Source organism: Ancylobacter mangrovi, from assembly GCF_024752335.1.
Lineage (GTDB): Bacteria > Pseudomonadota > Alphaproteobacteria > Rhizobiales > Xanthobacteraceae > Ancylobacter > Ancylobacter mangrovi.
Genome location: NZ_JANTHY010000001.1, coordinates 1003646 through 1018364, shown reverse-complemented (window position 1 = coordinate 1018364; position 14719 = coordinate 1003646). Strand labels below are relative to the sequence as shown.

The 14719-nt window shown below is 69.2% G+C and carries 16 protein-coding genes; 9 read left to right on the top strand and 7 right to left on the bottom strand.

Going from position 1 to position 14719, the window contains the following annotated elements:
• Window positions 1–144 precede the first annotated feature (144 nt).
• Genes NVS83_RS05030 through rsmA form a run of 3 tightly spaced genes read left to right on the top strand, consistent with a single transcriptional unit; the run spans window position 145 to window position 3047 of the window.
• Window positions 145–1089: a SurA N-terminal domain-containing protein gene (locus NVS83_RS05030; RefSeq protein WP_258730572.1), complete on the top strand. Its 945-nt coding sequence runs from the start codon at window positions 145–147 to the stop codon at window positions 1087–1089.
• A 6-nt stretch (window positions 1090–1095) separates the two neighbouring features.
• The gene (pdxA, locus tag NVS83_RS05025) at window positions 1096–2166 is read left to right on the top strand and encodes a 4-hydroxythreonine-4-phosphate dehydrogenase PdxA (protein ID WP_258738328.1); all 1071 of its coding nucleotides are present in this window, start codon (window positions 1096–1098) and stop codon (window positions 2164–2166) included.
• Window positions 2163–3047 carry a 16S rRNA (adenine(1518)-N(6)/adenine(1519)-N(6))-dimethyltransferase RsmA gene (rsmA, locus tag NVS83_RS05020; protein WP_258738327.1) on the top strand — a complete coding sequence of 295 codons (885 nt, stop codon included), beginning with the start codon at window positions 2163–2165 and terminating at the stop codon, window positions 3045–3047. The genes pdxA and rsmA overlap by 4 nt, the downstream gene beginning before the upstream one ends.
• Here rsmA and gmk read toward each other — a convergent pair.
• The 7 genes from gmk to fabD all read right to left on the bottom strand — a co-directional run bounded on the left by gmk (window position 3020) and on the right by fabD (window position 9502).
• On the bottom strand, window positions 3020–3685 hold the full coding sequence (gene gmk, locus NVS83_RS05015; protein WP_258738326.1) for a guanylate kinase: 666 nt from the start codon (window positions 3683–3685) through the stop codon (window positions 3020–3022). The genes rsmA and gmk overlap by 28 nt on opposite strands.
• 4 nt (window positions 3686–3689) lie before the next feature.
• Window positions 3690–4577, bottom strand: a complete 888-nt coding sequence (locus NVS83_RS05010) for a YicC/YloC family endoribonuclease (protein WP_258730576.1) — start codon at window positions 4575–4577, stop codon at window positions 3690–3692.
• A 93-nt stretch (window positions 4578–4670) separates the two neighbouring features.
• Window positions 4671–5870 (bottom strand): endolytic transglycosylase MltG, encoded by a 1200-nt coding sequence (gene mltG, locus NVS83_RS05005; RefSeq protein ID WP_309486170.1) that lies wholly within the window; start codon window positions 5868–5870, stop codon window positions 4671–4673.
• Window positions 5871–5990: 120 nt separating this feature from the next.
• Window positions 5991–7253, bottom strand: a complete 1263-nt coding sequence (gene fabF / locus NVS83_RS04995) for a beta-ketoacyl-ACP synthase II (protein WP_258730577.1) — start codon at window positions 7251–7253, stop codon at window positions 5991–5993.
• A 72-nt stretch (window positions 7254–7325) separates the two neighbouring features.
• A complete protein-coding gene (locus tag NVS83_RS04990; protein WP_013165911.1) occupies window positions 7326–7562 on the bottom strand; it encodes an acyl carrier protein in 237 nt (78 codons plus the stop codon).
• Window positions 7563–7794: 232 nt separating this feature from the next.
• Window positions 7795–8532 (bottom strand): 3-oxoacyl-[acyl-carrier-protein] reductase, encoded by a 738-nt coding sequence (gene fabG, locus NVS83_RS04985; protein ID WP_258730579.1) that lies wholly within the window; start codon window positions 8530–8532, stop codon window positions 7795–7797.
• 19 nt (window positions 8533–8551) lie between these two features.
• Window positions 8552–9502, bottom strand: coding sequence for an ACP S-malonyltransferase (fabD, locus tag NVS83_RS04980; RefSeq protein WP_258738325.1), 951 nt, complete (start codon window positions 9500–9502; stop codon window positions 8552–8554).
• A 136-nt stretch (window positions 9503–9638) separates the two neighbouring features.
• Here fabD and NVS83_RS04975 point away from each other — a divergent pair, with 136 nt between their 5' ends.
• The 6 genes from NVS83_RS04975 to NVS83_RS04950 all read left to right on the top strand — a co-directional run bounded on the left by NVS83_RS04975 (window position 9639) and on the right by NVS83_RS04950 (window position 14620).
• Window positions 9639–10475, top strand: a complete 837-nt coding sequence (locus tag NVS83_RS04975) for a GGDEF domain-containing protein (RefSeq protein ID WP_258738324.1) — start codon at window positions 9639–9641, stop codon at window positions 10473–10475.
• 211 nt (window positions 10476–10686) lie between these two features.
• Window positions 10687–11163: a 30S ribosomal protein S6 gene (gene rpsF / locus NVS83_RS04970; RefSeq protein WP_258730583.1), complete on the top strand. Its 477-nt coding sequence runs from the start codon at window positions 10687–10689 to the stop codon at window positions 11161–11163.
• On the top strand, window positions 11163–11429 hold the full coding sequence (gene rpsR / locus NVS83_RS04965) for a 30S ribosomal protein S18 (RefSeq protein ID WP_258730584.1): 267 nt from the start codon (window positions 11163–11165) through the stop codon (window positions 11427–11429). Before rpsF ends, rpsR begins: the two co-directional genes overlap by 1 nt.
• Window positions 11430–11574: 145 nt before the next feature.
• Window positions 11575–12531, top strand: coding sequence for a DUF2232 domain-containing protein (locus tag NVS83_RS04960; RefSeq protein ID WP_258738323.1), 957 nt, complete (start codon window positions 11575–11577; stop codon window positions 12529–12531).
• A gap of 37 nt (window positions 12532–12568) precedes the next feature.
• Complete coding sequence (gene rplI, locus NVS83_RS04955) at window positions 12569–13162, top strand: 50S ribosomal protein L9 (protein WP_258730586.1); 594 nt, start codon at window positions 12569–12571, stop codon at window positions 13160–13162.
• Between the two features lie 198 nt (window positions 13163–13360).
• Window positions 13361–14620: a cyclopropane fatty acid synthase gene (locus NVS83_RS04950; protein WP_258738322.1), complete on the top strand. Its 1260-nt coding sequence runs from the start codon at window positions 13361–13363 to the stop codon at window positions 14618–14620.
• The last annotated feature ends 99 nt before the right edge of the window (window positions 14621–14719 follow it).

Sequence of the window (14719 nt, the reverse complement as noted above, 5' to 3'; positions counted from 1 at the left end):
AGGACCCGGCGCGCTTTCTGCGCCGGCGTCGTATTGACGCCACAACCGCTGATCAGAACAGCCCGGATCGGATAACCGCCGGGCAGCGGGAGGAAAATGAGGCGCGACATGGAGAAATTGGCTCGCATAGGGGGCGGACGGCGCGTGAGCGGCTGGTTCCGCGCCGCACTCTGCGCCCCGGCCCTGCTCGCCGGCCTCCTCGCCGTCGCCGGGACCGCCGCCCTGCCCTCGCCCGCCCAAGCGCAGCAGATCCTGGTGATGGTGCAGGGCCAGCCCATCACCAGCTTCGACGTCAGCCAGTGGATCAAGCTGGTGCGCCTGACCGAGCGCCGCAACATCAACAGCAAGCAGGCGCTGGACGAGTTGATCGACCAGCAGCTCAAGATCTTCACCGCCAAGCGCTACGGCGTGAGCGCGGACAAGGAGGAGGTCGACAAGATGTTCGCCTCCATGGCCAGCCGCAACGGACGCACGCCCGACCAGCTCGCCGCCGGCCTCGCGCAGCAGGGCCTCAGTGCCGCCTCGCTCAAGACCAAGATGCAGGCGGACTACGTCTGGAATTCCTATGTGCGCGGGCGCTTCTCCTCCGTCGCCACCATCCGCGATTCCGACATCTTCGCGGCCATGGAGGACAAGGGCGAGGACCTGACCAAGGCCCAGCGCACCACCGAATACACCGTGCGCCAGATCGTGCTCGTGGTGTCGCGCACCGCGCCCGCCTCGGAACGCTCCCGGCGCATCGGCGAGGCCAATGCCCTGCGCAAGAACTTCACCGACTGCGAGAGCGGCGTCGCCGCCGCGCGGGCCATGCGCGAGACCGTGGTGCGCGAGCCGGTCATCCGCACCTCCGCCGACATGTCCGAGCAGGCGCGCAAGGTCATGAGCGACGTGCCGGTCGGTCACACCACGGCGCCGGAGGTGACCCAGGCCGGGGTCGAGCTCATCGCCGTGTGCGGCCGCCGCGAGATCGTCGGCGAGAGCGTGCGCAAGAAGGAAGTGCGCAACGAGCTGCAGGCCAAGCAGCTCGATTCCCTGTCGAAGAGCCTGCTGGAAGAAGCCCGCAAGCAGGCCATGATCCAGTATCGCTGACCGCCCATGCCACGTTCGTCCACGCCTGCCCTCGCCCTCTCGCTGGGCGAGCCTGCGGGAATCGGCCCCGACATAGCGCTGCTCGCCTGGGAGAGCCGTGCCGACCTGCGGCTGCCGCCCTTCTTCATCACCGGTGATCCGGCCTGCCTGCGCGCGCGCGCCGCGCGGCTCGGCGTGCCCGCCCTGGTGCGTGAATGCGCCCCCGAGGACGCCGCGGAGCTGTTCGCGGACGTGCTCCCCGTGGTGCCGGCCGGGCCGGCGGCCACCGCCACGCCGGGCGTGCCCGACACCAGCAGCGGGCCGGCCGCGAAGGCCGCCATCGACGCCGCCGTGCAGTTCGTGAAGAGCGGCCGGGCCAGCGCGATCGTCACCAACCCGATCTCCAAGGCGGTGCTCTACGACACCGGCTTCCGCTTTCCCGGCCACACCGAATATCTCGCCCATCTCGCCGGCGATCCGCCGCCGCCCCCGGTGATGATGATCTGGTCGCCAGAGCTCGCCGTGATCCCCGCCACCATCCACGTGCCGGTGGCCGACATCGCGCGCACCCTCACCCGCGAATTGCTGGTGGAGACCGGGCGCATCGCCGCCCGCGACCTCGAGCGCCGCTTCGGCATCGCCCGGCCGCGCATCGCCTTCTGCGGCCTCAACCCGCATGCCGGCGAGCAGGGCACGATCGGGCGCGAGGACGAGGAGATCACGCGCCCCGCCGTCGAGGAGCTGCGCCGCGAGGGCATCGACGCCCGCGGCCCCTTCCCGGCCGACACGCTGTTCCACCCGGCCGCGCGCAAGGGCTACGACGTCGTCGTCGGCGCCTATCACGACCAGGTGCTGGCGCCGGTGAAGATGCTCGCCTTCGACCGTGCGGTGAACGTGACGCTGGGGCTTCCCTTCGTGCGCACCTCGCCCGACCACGGCACCGCCTTCGACATCGCCGGCACCGGCCGCGCCAACCCGGCGAGCCTCGTCGAGGCGCTGCGCCTCGCGCGCCGGCTCGCCGACCGCGATCGCGAGCTGAGCGACGCCGCCCCGGCGGGCGAGGACGCACCGTTGCTCGCCGACGGCCGGCCGGCATGAGCGCCATAGACGACCTGCCGCCGCTGCGCGAGGTCATCCGGGACCATGGCCTCTCGGCCCTGAAATCGCTGGGCCAGAACTTCCTCCTCGATCTCAACCTCACCTCCCGCATCGCCCGCACCGCCGGGCGGCTGGAGGAGATGACGGTGATCGAGGTCGGCCCCGGCCCGGGCGGGCTCACCCGCGCCATTCTCGCGCTGGGGGCGCGCAAGGTCGTCGCCATCGAGCGCGACGCGCGCTGCATCGCCGCGCTCGGCGAAGTGGCTGCGCGCTATCCGGGACGATTGGAGGTGGTGGAGGGCGACGCGCTGGCGATCGACCATGCCCGCCTTGTGGCGCCCGGCGAGCGGGCCTGCATCATCGCCAACCTGCCTTACAACATCGCCACGCCGCTTCTCGTCGGCTGGCTGTCGGCCGAGCCCTGGCCGCCCTGGTACGAGAGCCTGACACTGATGTTCCAGCGCGAGGTGGCCGAGCGTATCGTCGCCGCGCCCGGCACCGCCCATTACGGGCGCCTCGCCGTGCTGGCCGGCTGGCGGGGCGAGGCGCGCATCGCCTTCGACGTGCCGGCCTCGGCCTTCGTGCCGCCGCCCAAGGTCACCTCCTCGGTGGTCCACCTCGTGCCCCGTCCGTCGCCCCTGCCCTGCCCGCGCCCGGCGCTGGAGCGCGTCACCGAGGCCGCGTTCGGCCAGCGCCGCAAGATGCTGCGCCAGAGCCTGAAGAGCCTTGGCGTCGACACGGCGGCGTTGCTGGAGCGGGCCGGCATCGCGCCCACGGAGCGCGCCGAGCAGGTGCCGGTCGAGGGCTTCGTCGCCCTCGCCAACGGTTGGGTAGCGATGCGCGCGGAAGCCGCTCAGGCGGTCAGCGCCACCAACTCCTGATCCAGCCGCTCGATGATCGGCGAGAGGCCGAGCTGGCGCTCGCGCCGCAGGCGTTCGGCGGCGAGGATGTTCATCAGCGCGTGGAAGGTGACGTCGAGGTCCTGGTTCACCAGCACGTAGTCGTATTCCTGCCAGTGCGCGATCTCGGTGCGGGCGTTCTTCAGCCGCTTCTCGATCACGCCCGAGGCGTCCTCGGCGCGCCGCTCCAGCCGCGTCTTCAGCTCGAAGGCGGAGGGCGGCAGGATGAACACGCCGACGATGTCGCTGCGCATCTTCTCGTAGAGCTGAAGCGTGCCCTGGTAGTCGATGTCGAACAGCACGTCCTTGCCGGCCTGCAGCGCCTCCTCCACCGGCTCGCGCGGCGTGCCGTAGAAATTGCCGTGCACCTCGGCCCATTCCAGCAGATCGCCGGAATCGCGCATGCGCTCGAAGCGCTCGCGGGTCAGGAAGCGGTAGTGGATGCCGTCCACCTCGCTCGGCCGGCGCTCGCGCGTCGTCACCGAGACCGAGAGGTGGATCTCGGGATGCTCCTTCAGCAGAAGCTGGGCGAGCGTCGATTTGCCCGCCCCCGAAGGCGAGGACAGAACCAGCATCAGCCCGCGCCGGGCGATGGCGATCTCGGCGGTGGTCGCGTTCATATCCTCACTCGATGTTCTGCACTTGCTCGCGGAACTGCTCGACCAGCCCCTTCAGCTCCAGGCCGATCGCCGTCAGCGAGACGTCGTTGGCCTTGGAGCACAGCGTGTTGGTCTCGCGGTTGAATTCCTGCGCCAGGAAGTCGAGCTTGCGCCCCACCGCCCCGCCCTCGGCCAGCATCGCGCGGGCGGCGGCAACATGGGCGACCAGGCGGTCGAGCTCCTCGCGCACATCGACCTTGGTGGCGAGCATCAGCGCCTCCTGATGGAGGCGGTCGGGGTCGAAATTCGCCCCCGTGTCCATCAGCGCGCGGATCTGCTCGGCGAGCCGGGCGCGGATCGCTTCGGGCTGGCGGGCCGGGTTGGCCTCAGCCTGCGCGGTCAGCGCGGCGATGCCGTCGAGGCGCTCATTGAGCACGAGACCGAGCGCGGCACCTTCCTGCGCCCGCATGGCGGCAAGCTCGCCCAGCGCCTGCTCGAAGCCGGCGATCACCGCCGCCTCCGCCACCCGCCGCTCCTGCGGGCTCTCCTCGGCCTCGGCGACCTCCATCACCCCCTTGATTCCGAGCAGCCCCTCGACCCGGATCGGCGGGGCGTCGAGATCGGCGGCGACACGGCGCAGCGAGGTGGCGATGGTGCGCAGCACGTCCTCGTTCACGCGCACGCTCACGGCGGCTTCGGCGCGGGTCATGGAGAGGTTGGCCGAGACGTTGCCGCGGCTGAGGGCGCGCGCGGCGATCGGCTTCAGCACGGGCTCGAGCGCCTCCCAGCCGCCGGGCAGGCGCAGCCGGACGTCGAGCCCCTTGCCGTTGACGGATTTCAGCTCCCAGGCCCAGCCCCACGCACCGGCGGTGCCCTGCGTGCGCGCGAAACCCGTCATGCTGGCCAAAGCCATACTCTACCCCGCCCCTGCGCCGTTCACCGCCGACCGGCTGTCGGCGCGCGGAACATACCGGCGGGGCCGCCCGCCCTCAAGCCGGGCGGACGATCAATCGATGTCCGGCGTCGCGCCCGTGTGGCCGGAGGCGCCGGCGGGCGCGCTGGAAGGGTCGACCTTCTTGTCGCGTTCGATCTCGCGCCACTTGGCGACGTTGCGGTTGTGCTCCTTGAGCGTCTCGGAGAACACGTGCCCGCCCGACCCGTCGGCGACGAAATAGAGATGATTCGTCTTCGCCGGGTTGGCCACCGCCTCCATCGAGGCCCGGCCCGGATTGCCGATCGGGCCCGGCGGCAGGCCGCCGATGGTGTAGGTGTTGAACGGCGTCGGCGTGGTGATGTCGTCCTTGGTCAGCGGCCGGTCGAGCCGCCCCTTGCCGCGCACCAGCCCGTAGATGATAGTCGGGTCGGACTGCAGCCGCATCTTCTTGTTGAGGCGGTTCACGAACACGGCAGCGACCATGGGACGCTCATTGGCGACGCCGGTCTCCTTCTCCACGATGGAGGCGAGGATCACCAGCTCGTCCGGCGAGCGCAGCGGCACTTCCGGGTCGCGATTGGCCCAGATTTCCTTCAGCGCGGCCTGCTGGGCGCGCGCCATGCGACGCAGGAAGTCCTCGCGCGTCATGCCGCGCGTGATCTTGTAGGTCTCGGGCAGCAGGCTGCCCTCGCGCGGGATCTGGCGCACCGTGCCCGACAGTTCGGGCACCTCCATGATGCGCTCGACGATCTGCTCGCTGGTCAGCCCCTCGGGAACGGTGACCTTGTATTCGACCACCTTGCCCGAAACGATGTCGTTGAGGACCTGCCGCGTGGTCGCGCCCTTGGCGAACTCGTACTCGCCCGCCTTCAGCCGGCTCGAGGAGCGGGTGCCGAGCGCCGCGCCGACGAATACCCATTTGTCGGCAATGACGCCCTGCTTCACGAGCAGCTCGGCGATGTCCATCAGGCCGTACTCGCCCGGAACGACCACCGCCTTGTCCTCGGCGAGCGGGCCGGGTGCATCATAGCGGGCCTTGCCGATCCACAGCGCGCTGCCGCCGATGATGATCGCCACCATGAGCAGGGTGAAGATCATGCTGCCGGCGACGACGAGCGGATGCCCGGCCCGCTTGGAGGCCTTGCTCGGCGTCTTGGTCTTGCGCGCACGTGTGGGTTTCGCCGCCGGGGGCCTCGACGCGGGAGGGGGCGTCGCGCCGGAAGGGGGCGGGGGAGGAGCGGGCGTCGGCTCCGGGGGCGTCTGCTCGTTCATCGGTTTCCTCGCCTGGCTTTGCGGGCCGCTCAAACGCTGTGGCAGCCTAGCGTCAAATATGGCGAAAGCGGGAACCGGAGGGCGGGCGGAGCCGGGTCGGCCCCGGCCCTCCGTCCGCTGTCAGTGCATGTAGCGCTTGAAGACCAGCGACGCGTTGGTGCCGCCGAAGCCGAACGAATTCGACAGCGCGTAGTCGATCTTCCGCTCGCGCGGCGCGTGCGGCACCAGATCGAGCGGGGTCTCGACCGAAGGATTGTCGAGATTGATGGTCGGCGGCGCCACCTGGTCGCGAATCGCGAGCAGCGAGAAGATCGCCTCCACCGAGCCGGCCGCGCCGAGCAGATGGCCGATCGCCGACTTGGTCGAGGACATCGAGGCGTGGCCGACGGCGTTGCCGAGCAGGCGCTGGACGGCGCCGAGCTCGATCTCGTCGGCCATGGTCGAGGTGCCGTGGGCGTTGATGTAGTCGACCTCGGAAGCCGAGATGCCGGCCCGCTTCAGCGCCGCGGTCATGCTGCGGAACGCCCCGTCGCCGTCCTCGGATGGCGCGGTGATGTGGTAGGCGTCGCCCGACATGCCGTAGCCGATGATCTCGCCATAGATCTTGGCGCCGCGCGCCAGCGCATGGTCGAGCGCCTCGACCACGACGATGCCGGCGCCCTCGCCCATGACGAAGCCGTCGCGGTCCCTGTCATAGGGGCGCGAGGCCTTCTCGGGCGTGTCGTTGAAGCCTGTCGACAGTGCGCGACAGGCGGCGAAGCCGGCCAGCGCCACCCGGTTGATCGGCGATTCGGTGCCGCCGGCGACCATCACGTCCGCATCGCCGAAGGCGATCAGGCGTGCCGCGTCGCCGATGGCGTGAGCCCCGGTCGAACAGGCGGTGACGACGGCGTGATTCGGTCCCTTCAGGCCATGCTCGATCGAGACATAGCCGCCGGCGAGGTTGATCAGCCGGCCGGGAATGAAGAACGGGGAGACGCGCCGCGGGCCACGATCCCTCAGCAGCAGCGCGGTCTCGGCGATGCCCTGCAGGCCGCCGATGCCCGAGCCGATGAGAACGCCGGTGGCGCACTGGTCCTCATAGGAGGCCGGATGCCAGTCGGCGTCGTCCAGCGCCTGCCGCGAGGCGGCCATGGCGTAGATGATGAATTCGTCGACCTTGCGCTGCTCCTTCGGCTCCATCCACTGGTCGGGATCGAAGGTGCCGTCGGTGCCGTCACCGCGCGGGATCTGGCAGGCGATCTTGGCCGGCAGATCGGAAACGTCAAAGTTCTCGACACGCCGTGCGCCGCTCTGGCCGGCGAGAAGCCGCTGCCAGGTGACGTCGACGCCGCAACCGAGCGGCGTCACCATGCCGAGGCCGGTAACGACCACACGCCTCATACGATGTCTCCGGGAAAGCACATATCGAAAGGCGCCGCGGCAAACGGGTTGTCGCGGCGCACCGACGCGCCCTCAGGCGGCGTTCTTTTCGAGGAACTTGATCGCGTCGCCGACCGTGAGAATGGTCTCGGCGGCGTCGTCGGGAATCTCGCAGTTGAAGGCCTCTTCGAAGGCCATGACCAGCTCGACGGTGTCGAGGCTGTCCGCGCCGAGATCGTCGATGAAGCTGGCGTTCTCCGTGACCTTCTCCGGCTCGACGCCGAGGTGTTCGGCCACAATCTTCTTCACGCGCTCGGCAATATCGCTCATCGGTTCACCCTCGTCCGTATCCGGAGGTTGCTACGTTGTTCCATATGGGCCCCCGCGCCTAGGCGCGGTCTGGCGGCCTGTTTTCTGCCCCGATTACAGGAAGCGCCCGGGCCTTCCGCAGTGGTTCCGCGGCGCCCGCCCCTGTGAGCCGTGGCGGTCGTTAGCACACTTCATCCGGCAAAACCAGCGCCCCTCGCGAACGCCCGGAAACACCGGATTCCATGGCTTTTTATCAGATCATCGCCATACCGCCATTCACGTGCAGTGTCTGCCCCGTGACATAGGCGGCTTCGTTTGACGCGAGATACACGGCGGCGGAGGCGATGTCCTCGGGGCTGCCGAGCCGGGCAGCCGGCACGGAAGTGAGAATCGCCTCGCGCTGCTTGTCGTTCAGCACGTCGGTCATCGGCGTGGCGATGAAGCCCGGCGCGATGCAGTTCACGGTCACGCCGCGCGGTGCGACCTCGCGGGCGAGCGACTTCGACATGCCGATCATGCCGGCCTTGGCGGCGGCATAGTTGCCCTGCCCGGCATTGCCCATCACCCCCACCACCGACGTGATGCCGATGATGCGGCCGGCGCGCCGGCGCATCATGTTGCGCGCCGCCGCCCGCATCAGCCGGAACCCGGCCGTCAGGTTGACGGCGATCACCTCGTCCCACGCCTCGTCGCTGATGCGCACGAACAGCGCGTCGCGGGTGATGCCGGCATTATTGACCAGAATGTCGAGCTCGCCCATGGCCTCCTCGACCTGGGGCACGAGTTGCTCGACCTGCCCGCTGTCGGCGAGATTGCAGGGCAGCACGTGCACCCGCTCGCCCAGCTCGCCCGCCAGCGTCTCCAGCACCTCGCGGCGGGTGCCGGAGATGGCGACCGTGGCGCCCTGCGCGTGCAGCGCCACCGCGATCGCCTTGCCGATGCCGCCGGTGGCTCCGGTGACGAGGGCGGTCTTGCCTGTCAGATCGAACACGGCTCTCTCCTGAATTCTCTCAACCCACGGCCTCGACGACCGCGAAGGACGCGACATCGGCCGGCGTGCCGACATTGACCGAGGCCACCTGGCGGGCGATGCGCTTGGTCAGGCCCGAAAGCACCTTGCCGGTGCCGACCTCGACCAGCCGGGTCACGCCCGCCTCGGCCATGAAGGCCACGGATTCGCGCCAACGCACCGTGCCGGTGACCTGCTTCACCAGCAGCGACTTGATCTCGGCCGGGTCGCTCACCGGGCGCGCCGTGACGTTGGCGACCAGCGGCACCTTCGGCGCGCGCATCTCGACGCCCGCCAGCGCCTCGCGCATCGCCTCGGCGGCGGCGCCGATCAGGCTCGAATGGAACGGGGCGGAAACAGTGAGCGGAATCGCCCGTGCCGCGCCCTCGCGCTTGGCGATCACGCAGGCGCGCTCCACCGCCGCCGCATCGCCCGACACCACCACCTGGCCCGGTGCGTTGTCATTGGCGATGTCGCAGACCTGGCCCTCGGCCGCCTCGGCGGCGACCGCCCGAACCTGGTCGAAGTCGAGGCCGAGAATGGCCGCCATCGCGCCCGCCCCCACCGGGGTCGCCGTCTGCATCGCCGTGCCGCGCAGGCGCAGCAGGCGGGCGGTGTCGGCGATCGACAGGCTGCCGGCGGCCGCGAGGGCCGAATACTCGCCGAGCGAATGGCCGGCGACGAACGCCGCGTCGCGGGCGAGATCGAGGCCCGCCTCGCTCTCCAGCACGCGGATCGCGGCGAGCGACGCGGCCATCAGCGCCGGCTGCGTGTTCGCGGTCAGCGTCAGCGTCTCGATCGGGCCGTCCCACATGATGGCGGACAGCTTCTCTCCAAGGGCGTCGTCGACTTCGGCGAAAACCGCGCGCGCGACGGGGAAGGCATCGGCGAGCGCCTGGCCCATGCCGACCACCTGACTCCCCTGCCCCGGGAAAACGAAAGCATTGCTCATGACGTAACGAAATCCATTCGTTAAGAATTGGCGGCCGCAGGAACACCGCCGGGCGCCCCATGTCAAGCAGCACCGGGCGAGGCGGTGCCCTGCCGTCAGGGTTCTCCACCCGATTGCCAGCAGGTTCCCTTAAGGCATGCGCAGTCTCGTTCTCCTTGCCGGCCTGCTCGCTGCGATGCTCGCGATCGCCGCCATACGCCATCTCTACGCGCTGACGCGGCTGGCCCGGCACAGCTGGCTGAAACAGGCCTGGACGCTGCTCATGGGCGTGCTCGTCTGCGCCGTCGCAGTCGCGTTCTACGCGCTCGTGGCCCAGTTCAACGCGCAGACCGTGACCGAGGTCGAGGCGCTCGACGCCGCCGTCCATCTGCTGGGCGCGGCCTTTATCTACGCCATGGCGCGGCTGTCGCTCGACATGGCGCACGACATTCTCCGCTCGGCGGCGCTCGAGACCGCGGCGCTGACCGACGCCCTCACCCAGCTTCCCAACCGGCGCCAGTTCGACACGGTGCTGGCGGAGCAGATCGGCATTTCGCGCCGGCGCCACCAGCCGCTCGCCCTGATGTCGCTCGACATCGATCACTTCAAGCGGGTGAACGATTCCTACGGCCACCTGCGCGGCGACGAGGTGCTGGAGCGTATCGGCGAGCTGCTGCTCACCCGCAAGCGCGCCTCCGACACCGCGTTCCGCGTCGGCGGCGAGGAGTTTGCCGTGCTCGCGCCGCGCACGACGATGGAGGAGGCGCACGCCCTCGCCGAGCGGCTGCGGCTGGCGGTGGAGACCTCGGTGGTCGAATCCAACGGATACGCGATCGCCATCACCATCAGCGTCGGCGTGACGATACTGCGCCCCGACGACGACGTGCCGAGCCTGCTCGACCGCGCGGACGTCGCGCTTTATGAAGCCAAGCGGGCCGGACGCAACCGCGTCTGCATCGCCCCGTGCGAGGCGACGACGACACTCACGGCTTGATTTTGCAGCGATTGCGCGTATAAGCGCGCGCACTGTTGGTCCCGGCCGGGGGCTGAACGGACGGTCGTGCCTTGTGCGCGGCAGGAAGCAGGCGCTTCCGACGTCCCGTGTCCCCGCCTTCGAGAAGTTTCGAGCCTTTCCGGGGCTCGAAGGGCTCGGCGTCGGGACGACGGCCGCAATAGTGCGGACAATCTTAGGAAAGGCACGAGACATGGCTCTCTACGAGCATGTGTTCCTCGCGCGCCAGGACGTGACGGCGCAGCAGGTCGAGGAACTCACCACCCGGTTCAAGGGTGTCATCGAGGCGAATGGCGGTTCGGTCCAGAAGAACGAATACTGGGGCGTGAAGACGCTTACCTACCGCATTCGCAAGAACCGCAAGGCTCACTTCTCGCTGCTCAACATCGACGCGCCGGCCGCCGCCGTCGCCGAGATGGAGCGCCAGATGCGGATCGACGAGGACGTGCTGCGCTTCCTCACCATCCGCGTCGAGTCGCTCGAGGACGGCCCCTCCGTCATGCTGCAGAAGCGTGACCGCGACGACCGTGGCGATCGCGGCTTCGGCGGCGGGCGCGGCTTCGGCGGCGACCGTGGTGATCGCGGCGACCGTGGGGATCGTGGCGATCGCGGGGATCGTGGCCCGCGCCGCGACCGTGAAGAGACCTCTGCCAACGTGGAGACTGAGTGATGGCTTTCGGTGGCACCGGCGGCTCGGCCGCTTCCTCGGGCGCGCGTCGCCCCTTCTTCCGCCGTCGCAAGACCTGCCCGTTCTCCGGCGCCAATGCGCCGAAGATCGACTACAAGGACGTGCGGCTGCTGCAGCGCTACATTTCCGAGCGCGGCAAGATCGTTCCCTCGCGCATCACGGCCGTCTCGGCCAAGAAGCAGCGCGAGCTGGCCCAGGCGATCAAGCGCGCGCGCTTCCTCGGCCTGCTGCCCTTCGTGATCCGCTGATCGCGTGACGCCTTCGTCCCCGGCCCGCGCCGGGGACGCCTCTGCCTTGACGTGACGGCCGACAGGCCCGCGGGAATGGTCCCGCCGGCCTCTGCTGGGATGGACCCGATCCATCCCTAACCGCTCGGAGCGGGACAGCTCGTCGATGATGATGACCTGGCTCATAGCCCTCGGCGCCGGTGCGGCGTCCGCCCTCCTGGTCGCGACGGTGGCGACCGGCAGCGCCCTGGCTGTGCCGCTCTTCTACCTCGCTCCCCTGCCCGTCCTCATCGTCGGGCTCGGCTGGTCGCAGCTCGCCGCGCTGGTGGCCGCCTCGGCGGCGGCGGTCGCGATCGGCCTGTTCTTCGGCCTCGAGCTGCTGCTCGCCTATGTCGCCGGCGTCGGCCTGCCGGCCTATGTGCTGGCCTATCTCGCGCTGATGGCGAAGCAGGAGACGCCGGACGGGCCGCTCGAATGGTTTCCCATCGGGCGTGTCGTGCTGGCGTCGGCCGTGCTCGGCTGCATCGCCGTCGCCGCGCTGATCCCGCTGGTGGCCGGCGACGTCGAGGGCTACCAGGCGGCGCTGCGCACGCTGTTCGAGGCGATGCTGCAGCAGCCGGCGGACGGCCCCAGCCCCGACGCGGAGCGGCTGATCGACCTCTTGGTCACGGTGATGCCGCCGGCGGCAGCGGTGGTCACCATGATGACGCAACTCGCCAATCTGTGGCTGGCGGCCCATGCGGCGCGGGTCTCGGGGCGGCTGATGCGCCCGTGGCCGGACCTCGCGGCCATCCAGGTGCCGCTCGCCACCGTGGTGCTGCTGCTCGGCGCCTTCGTCGCCGCGGCGGTGTCGTCCGGCTTCGTCGGCCTGCTCGCCGAACTGCTGGGCGCCACGCTCATCATGGCCTTCGCCCTGATCGGCCTCGCCGTCATCCACTGGATCACGCGCGGGGCGGCGGGGCGCTCGCTGGTCATCGCCACGGTCTGGATCGCGGCGCTCGCGCTCGGCTGGCCGTTCGGCGTGCTGGCGCTGCTCGGCATCGCCGAGACCCTCTTCGGCCTGCGCGGCCGCTTCCGTCGCCGGACCGGCACGGGCGGGCCGCCGGCCGCGAACGACAGCTAACACAATCGAAGATCGAACGACTGAACGGAGAACTGCAATGGAAGTGATTCTGCTTGAGCGCGTGGCCAAGCTTGGCCAGATGGGTGAAGTGGTCCGCGTGCGCGACGGCTATGCCCGCAATTTCCTGCTGCCGGCCGGCAAGGCGCTGCGCGCCACCAAGGAAAACAAGACCCGCTTCGAATCGATGAAGTCGCAGCTCGAGGCCCGCAACCTCGAGCTCAAGAACGAGGCGTCGAAGGTCGGCGAGAAGCTGGGCGGGCTCGAGGTGGTGCTGGTGCGCCAGGCCGGCGAGACCGGCCAGCTCTACGGCTCGGTGTCGACCCGCGACATCGCCGAGGCGCTGACCGCCGCCGGCTTCACCGTCGCCCGTAATCAGGTGATGCTCAACCACCCGATCAAGACGATCGGCCTGCACGAGATCCCGGTGACGCTGCATCCGGAAGTCGAGGTCGCCGTTCGCGCCAATGTCGCGCGTAGCGCCGAGGAGGCCGAGCGTCAGTCGCGCGGTGAAGACTTGACCCTTAACCGCGACGACTACGACGACGAGGAGGAAGCCTTCGAGGAAGCTCCCGCCGCCGAATCCGAGGGCGAGGCGGAAGTCGAAGCCGAGGCCGATTCCGAACAGGCCTGAGCGTATTACCTTAGGTAATAGGCCAAACTGCGTAGCCCGGCTGTCCGCAGCCGGGCTTTTTGTCGTGCGATTACAACGTCCACCATGTTGCGAGGCAGTTCATGTTGTGATGCAATCCTTTGCATCACTTGAGACATGCCCTGGCTTTGGGCAGGCGGTTCTCCCGAACCAGAACCGCCGGTACCTTGGAGGCGGCCGATGGAGCGCTTGCTGCAGCGCGTTCTCTCGCGCATTGTGCGTCGTGGATCCCTCATCATCACATTTGCATCCGGTCAGGCACTGACCTTCGGCGACGGGACAGGCACCCCGCTCGCGGTGCGATTCACAACGAAGGAATGGCAACGACGCCTTGCGCTCGATCCCGAGATGGAGCTGGGCGAGGCCTATATGGAAGGCGGGCTGGTCGTCGAGCAGGGCGACATCGCCGAACTGCTCGCCCTGCTGATGTCGCAAGTCGGCTATCAAGTGCCGAGCATCGCGGCCAAGTCGCTGATGAAGCTGCGCTTCATGGGCCGGCGCCTGGCGCAGTTCAACCCGCGTGAGCGGGCCCAGCGCAACGTCGCCCACCATTACGACCTCGACGGCCGGCTCTATTCCCTCTTCCTCGACGCCGACCGGCAATATTCCTGCGCCTATTTCGAGCATGAGGGCCAGTCGCTCGACGACGCCCAGCTCGCCAAGAAGCGGCACATCGCGGCCAAGCTGCTGTTCGACCGGCCGGAGCTCGACGTGCTCGACATCGGCTGCGGCTGGGGCGGCATGGGCCTCTACCTCGCCGACAATGCCGGCGCGAACGTCACCGGCGTCACGCTCTCTCAGGAGCAGCATGGCATCGCCAATGCCCGCGCGCAGGAGCGCGGCCTGTCAGAGCGCGCCCGTTTCCTGCTGCAGGACTACCGCGACACGCCGGGCCCGTTCGACCGCATCGTCTCGGTCGGCATGTTCGAGCATGTCGGGATCGGCCATTACGACGAGTATTTCACCAAGGTCGCCGGGCTTCTGAAGGACGACGGCGTGGCGCTGATCCATTCGATCGGCCGCTCCGAGGGGCCGGGCATCACCAATCCGTGGATCGCCAAGTACATCTTCCCGGGCGGCTACATCCCCGCCCTGTCGGAGGTGCTGCCGGCGATCGAGCGCGCCGGCCTGTTCGTCACCGACATCGAGGTTCTGCGCCTCCACTATGCCGAGACGCTGAAGGCGTGGCGCGAGCGCTTCCTCGCCCATGAGGAGGAGATCGAGCGCCTGTACGACGCGCGCTTCGTGCGGATGTTCGAGTTCTATCTCGCCTCCTCGGAAATGGCGTTCCGCCATCAGGGGATGATGATCTTCCAGGTGCAGCTCGCCAAGCGCGAGGGCCTGGTGCCGCTGACGCGCACCTACATTCCCGAGGCCGAGGCGGCGCTGCGCAAGATGGAGAATCGCAACCGCATCGGGCTGCGGCTGGCGGGCGAGTAGCGGGCGCGCCGGACGCGCCCGACGCGGCGGAATCGCGTCAAGCGCGATTCCGCTTTCCACAGGCCCTCCACAGGACAAAATGGGGCGCTCGTGATTCGC

Excerpts from the sequence above, each read along its gene's own strand:
- fabD (WP_258738325.1), bottom strand. The coding sequence starts at position 9,502 with ATGAGCAATGCTTTCGTTTTCCCGGGGCAGGGGAGTCAGGTGGTCGGC.
- rplI (WP_258730586.1), top strand. The coding sequence starts at position 12,569 with ATGGAAGTGATTCTGCTTGAGCGCGTGGCCAAGCTTGGCCAGATGGGT.
- pdxA (WP_258738328.1), top strand. The coding sequence starts at position 1,096 with ATGCCACGTTCGTCCACGCCTGCCCTCGCCCTCTCGCTGGGCGAGCCT.
- mltG (WP_309486170.1), bottom strand. The coding sequence starts at position 5,870 with ATGAACGAGCAGACGCCCCCGGAGCCGACGCCCGCTCCTCCCCCGCCC.
- NVS83_RS04960 (WP_258738323.1), top strand. The coding sequence starts at position 11,575 with ATGATGATGACCTGGCTCATAGCCCTCGGCGCCGGTGCGGCGTCCGCC.
- NVS83_RS04975 (WP_258738324.1), top strand. The coding sequence starts at position 9,639 with ATGCGCAGTCTCGTTCTCCTTGCCGGCCTGCTCGCTGCGATGCTCGCG.
- gmk (WP_258738326.1), bottom strand. The coding sequence starts at position 3,685 with ATGAACGCGACCACCGCCGAGATCGCCATCGCCCGGCGCGGGCTGATG.
- rsmA (WP_258738327.1), top strand. The coding sequence starts at position 2,163 with ATGAGCGCCATAGACGACCTGCCGCCGCTGCGCGAGGTCATCCGGGAC.
- NVS83_RS04990 (WP_013165911.1), bottom strand. The coding sequence starts at position 7,562 with ATGAGCGATATTGCCGAGCGCGTGAAGAAGATTGTGGCCGAACACCTC.
- NVS83_RS04950 (WP_258738322.1), top strand. The coding sequence starts at position 13,361 with ATGGAGCGCTTGCTGCAGCGCGTTCTCTCGCGCATTGTGCGTCGTGGA.
- rpsF (WP_258730583.1), top strand. The coding sequence starts at position 10,687 with ATGGCTCTCTACGAGCATGTGTTCCTCGCGCGCCAGGACGTGACGGCG.
- rpsR (WP_258730584.1), top strand. The coding sequence starts at position 11,163 with ATGGCTTTCGGTGGCACCGGCGGCTCGGCCGCTTCCTCGGGCGCGCGT.
- NVS83_RS05010 (WP_258730576.1), bottom strand. The coding sequence starts at position 4,577 with ATGGCTTTGGCCAGCATGACGGGTTTCGCGCGCACGCAGGGCACCGCC.
- fabF (WP_258730577.1), bottom strand. The coding sequence starts at position 7,253 with ATGAGGCGTGTGGTCGTTACCGGCCTCGGCATGGTGACGCCGCTCGGT.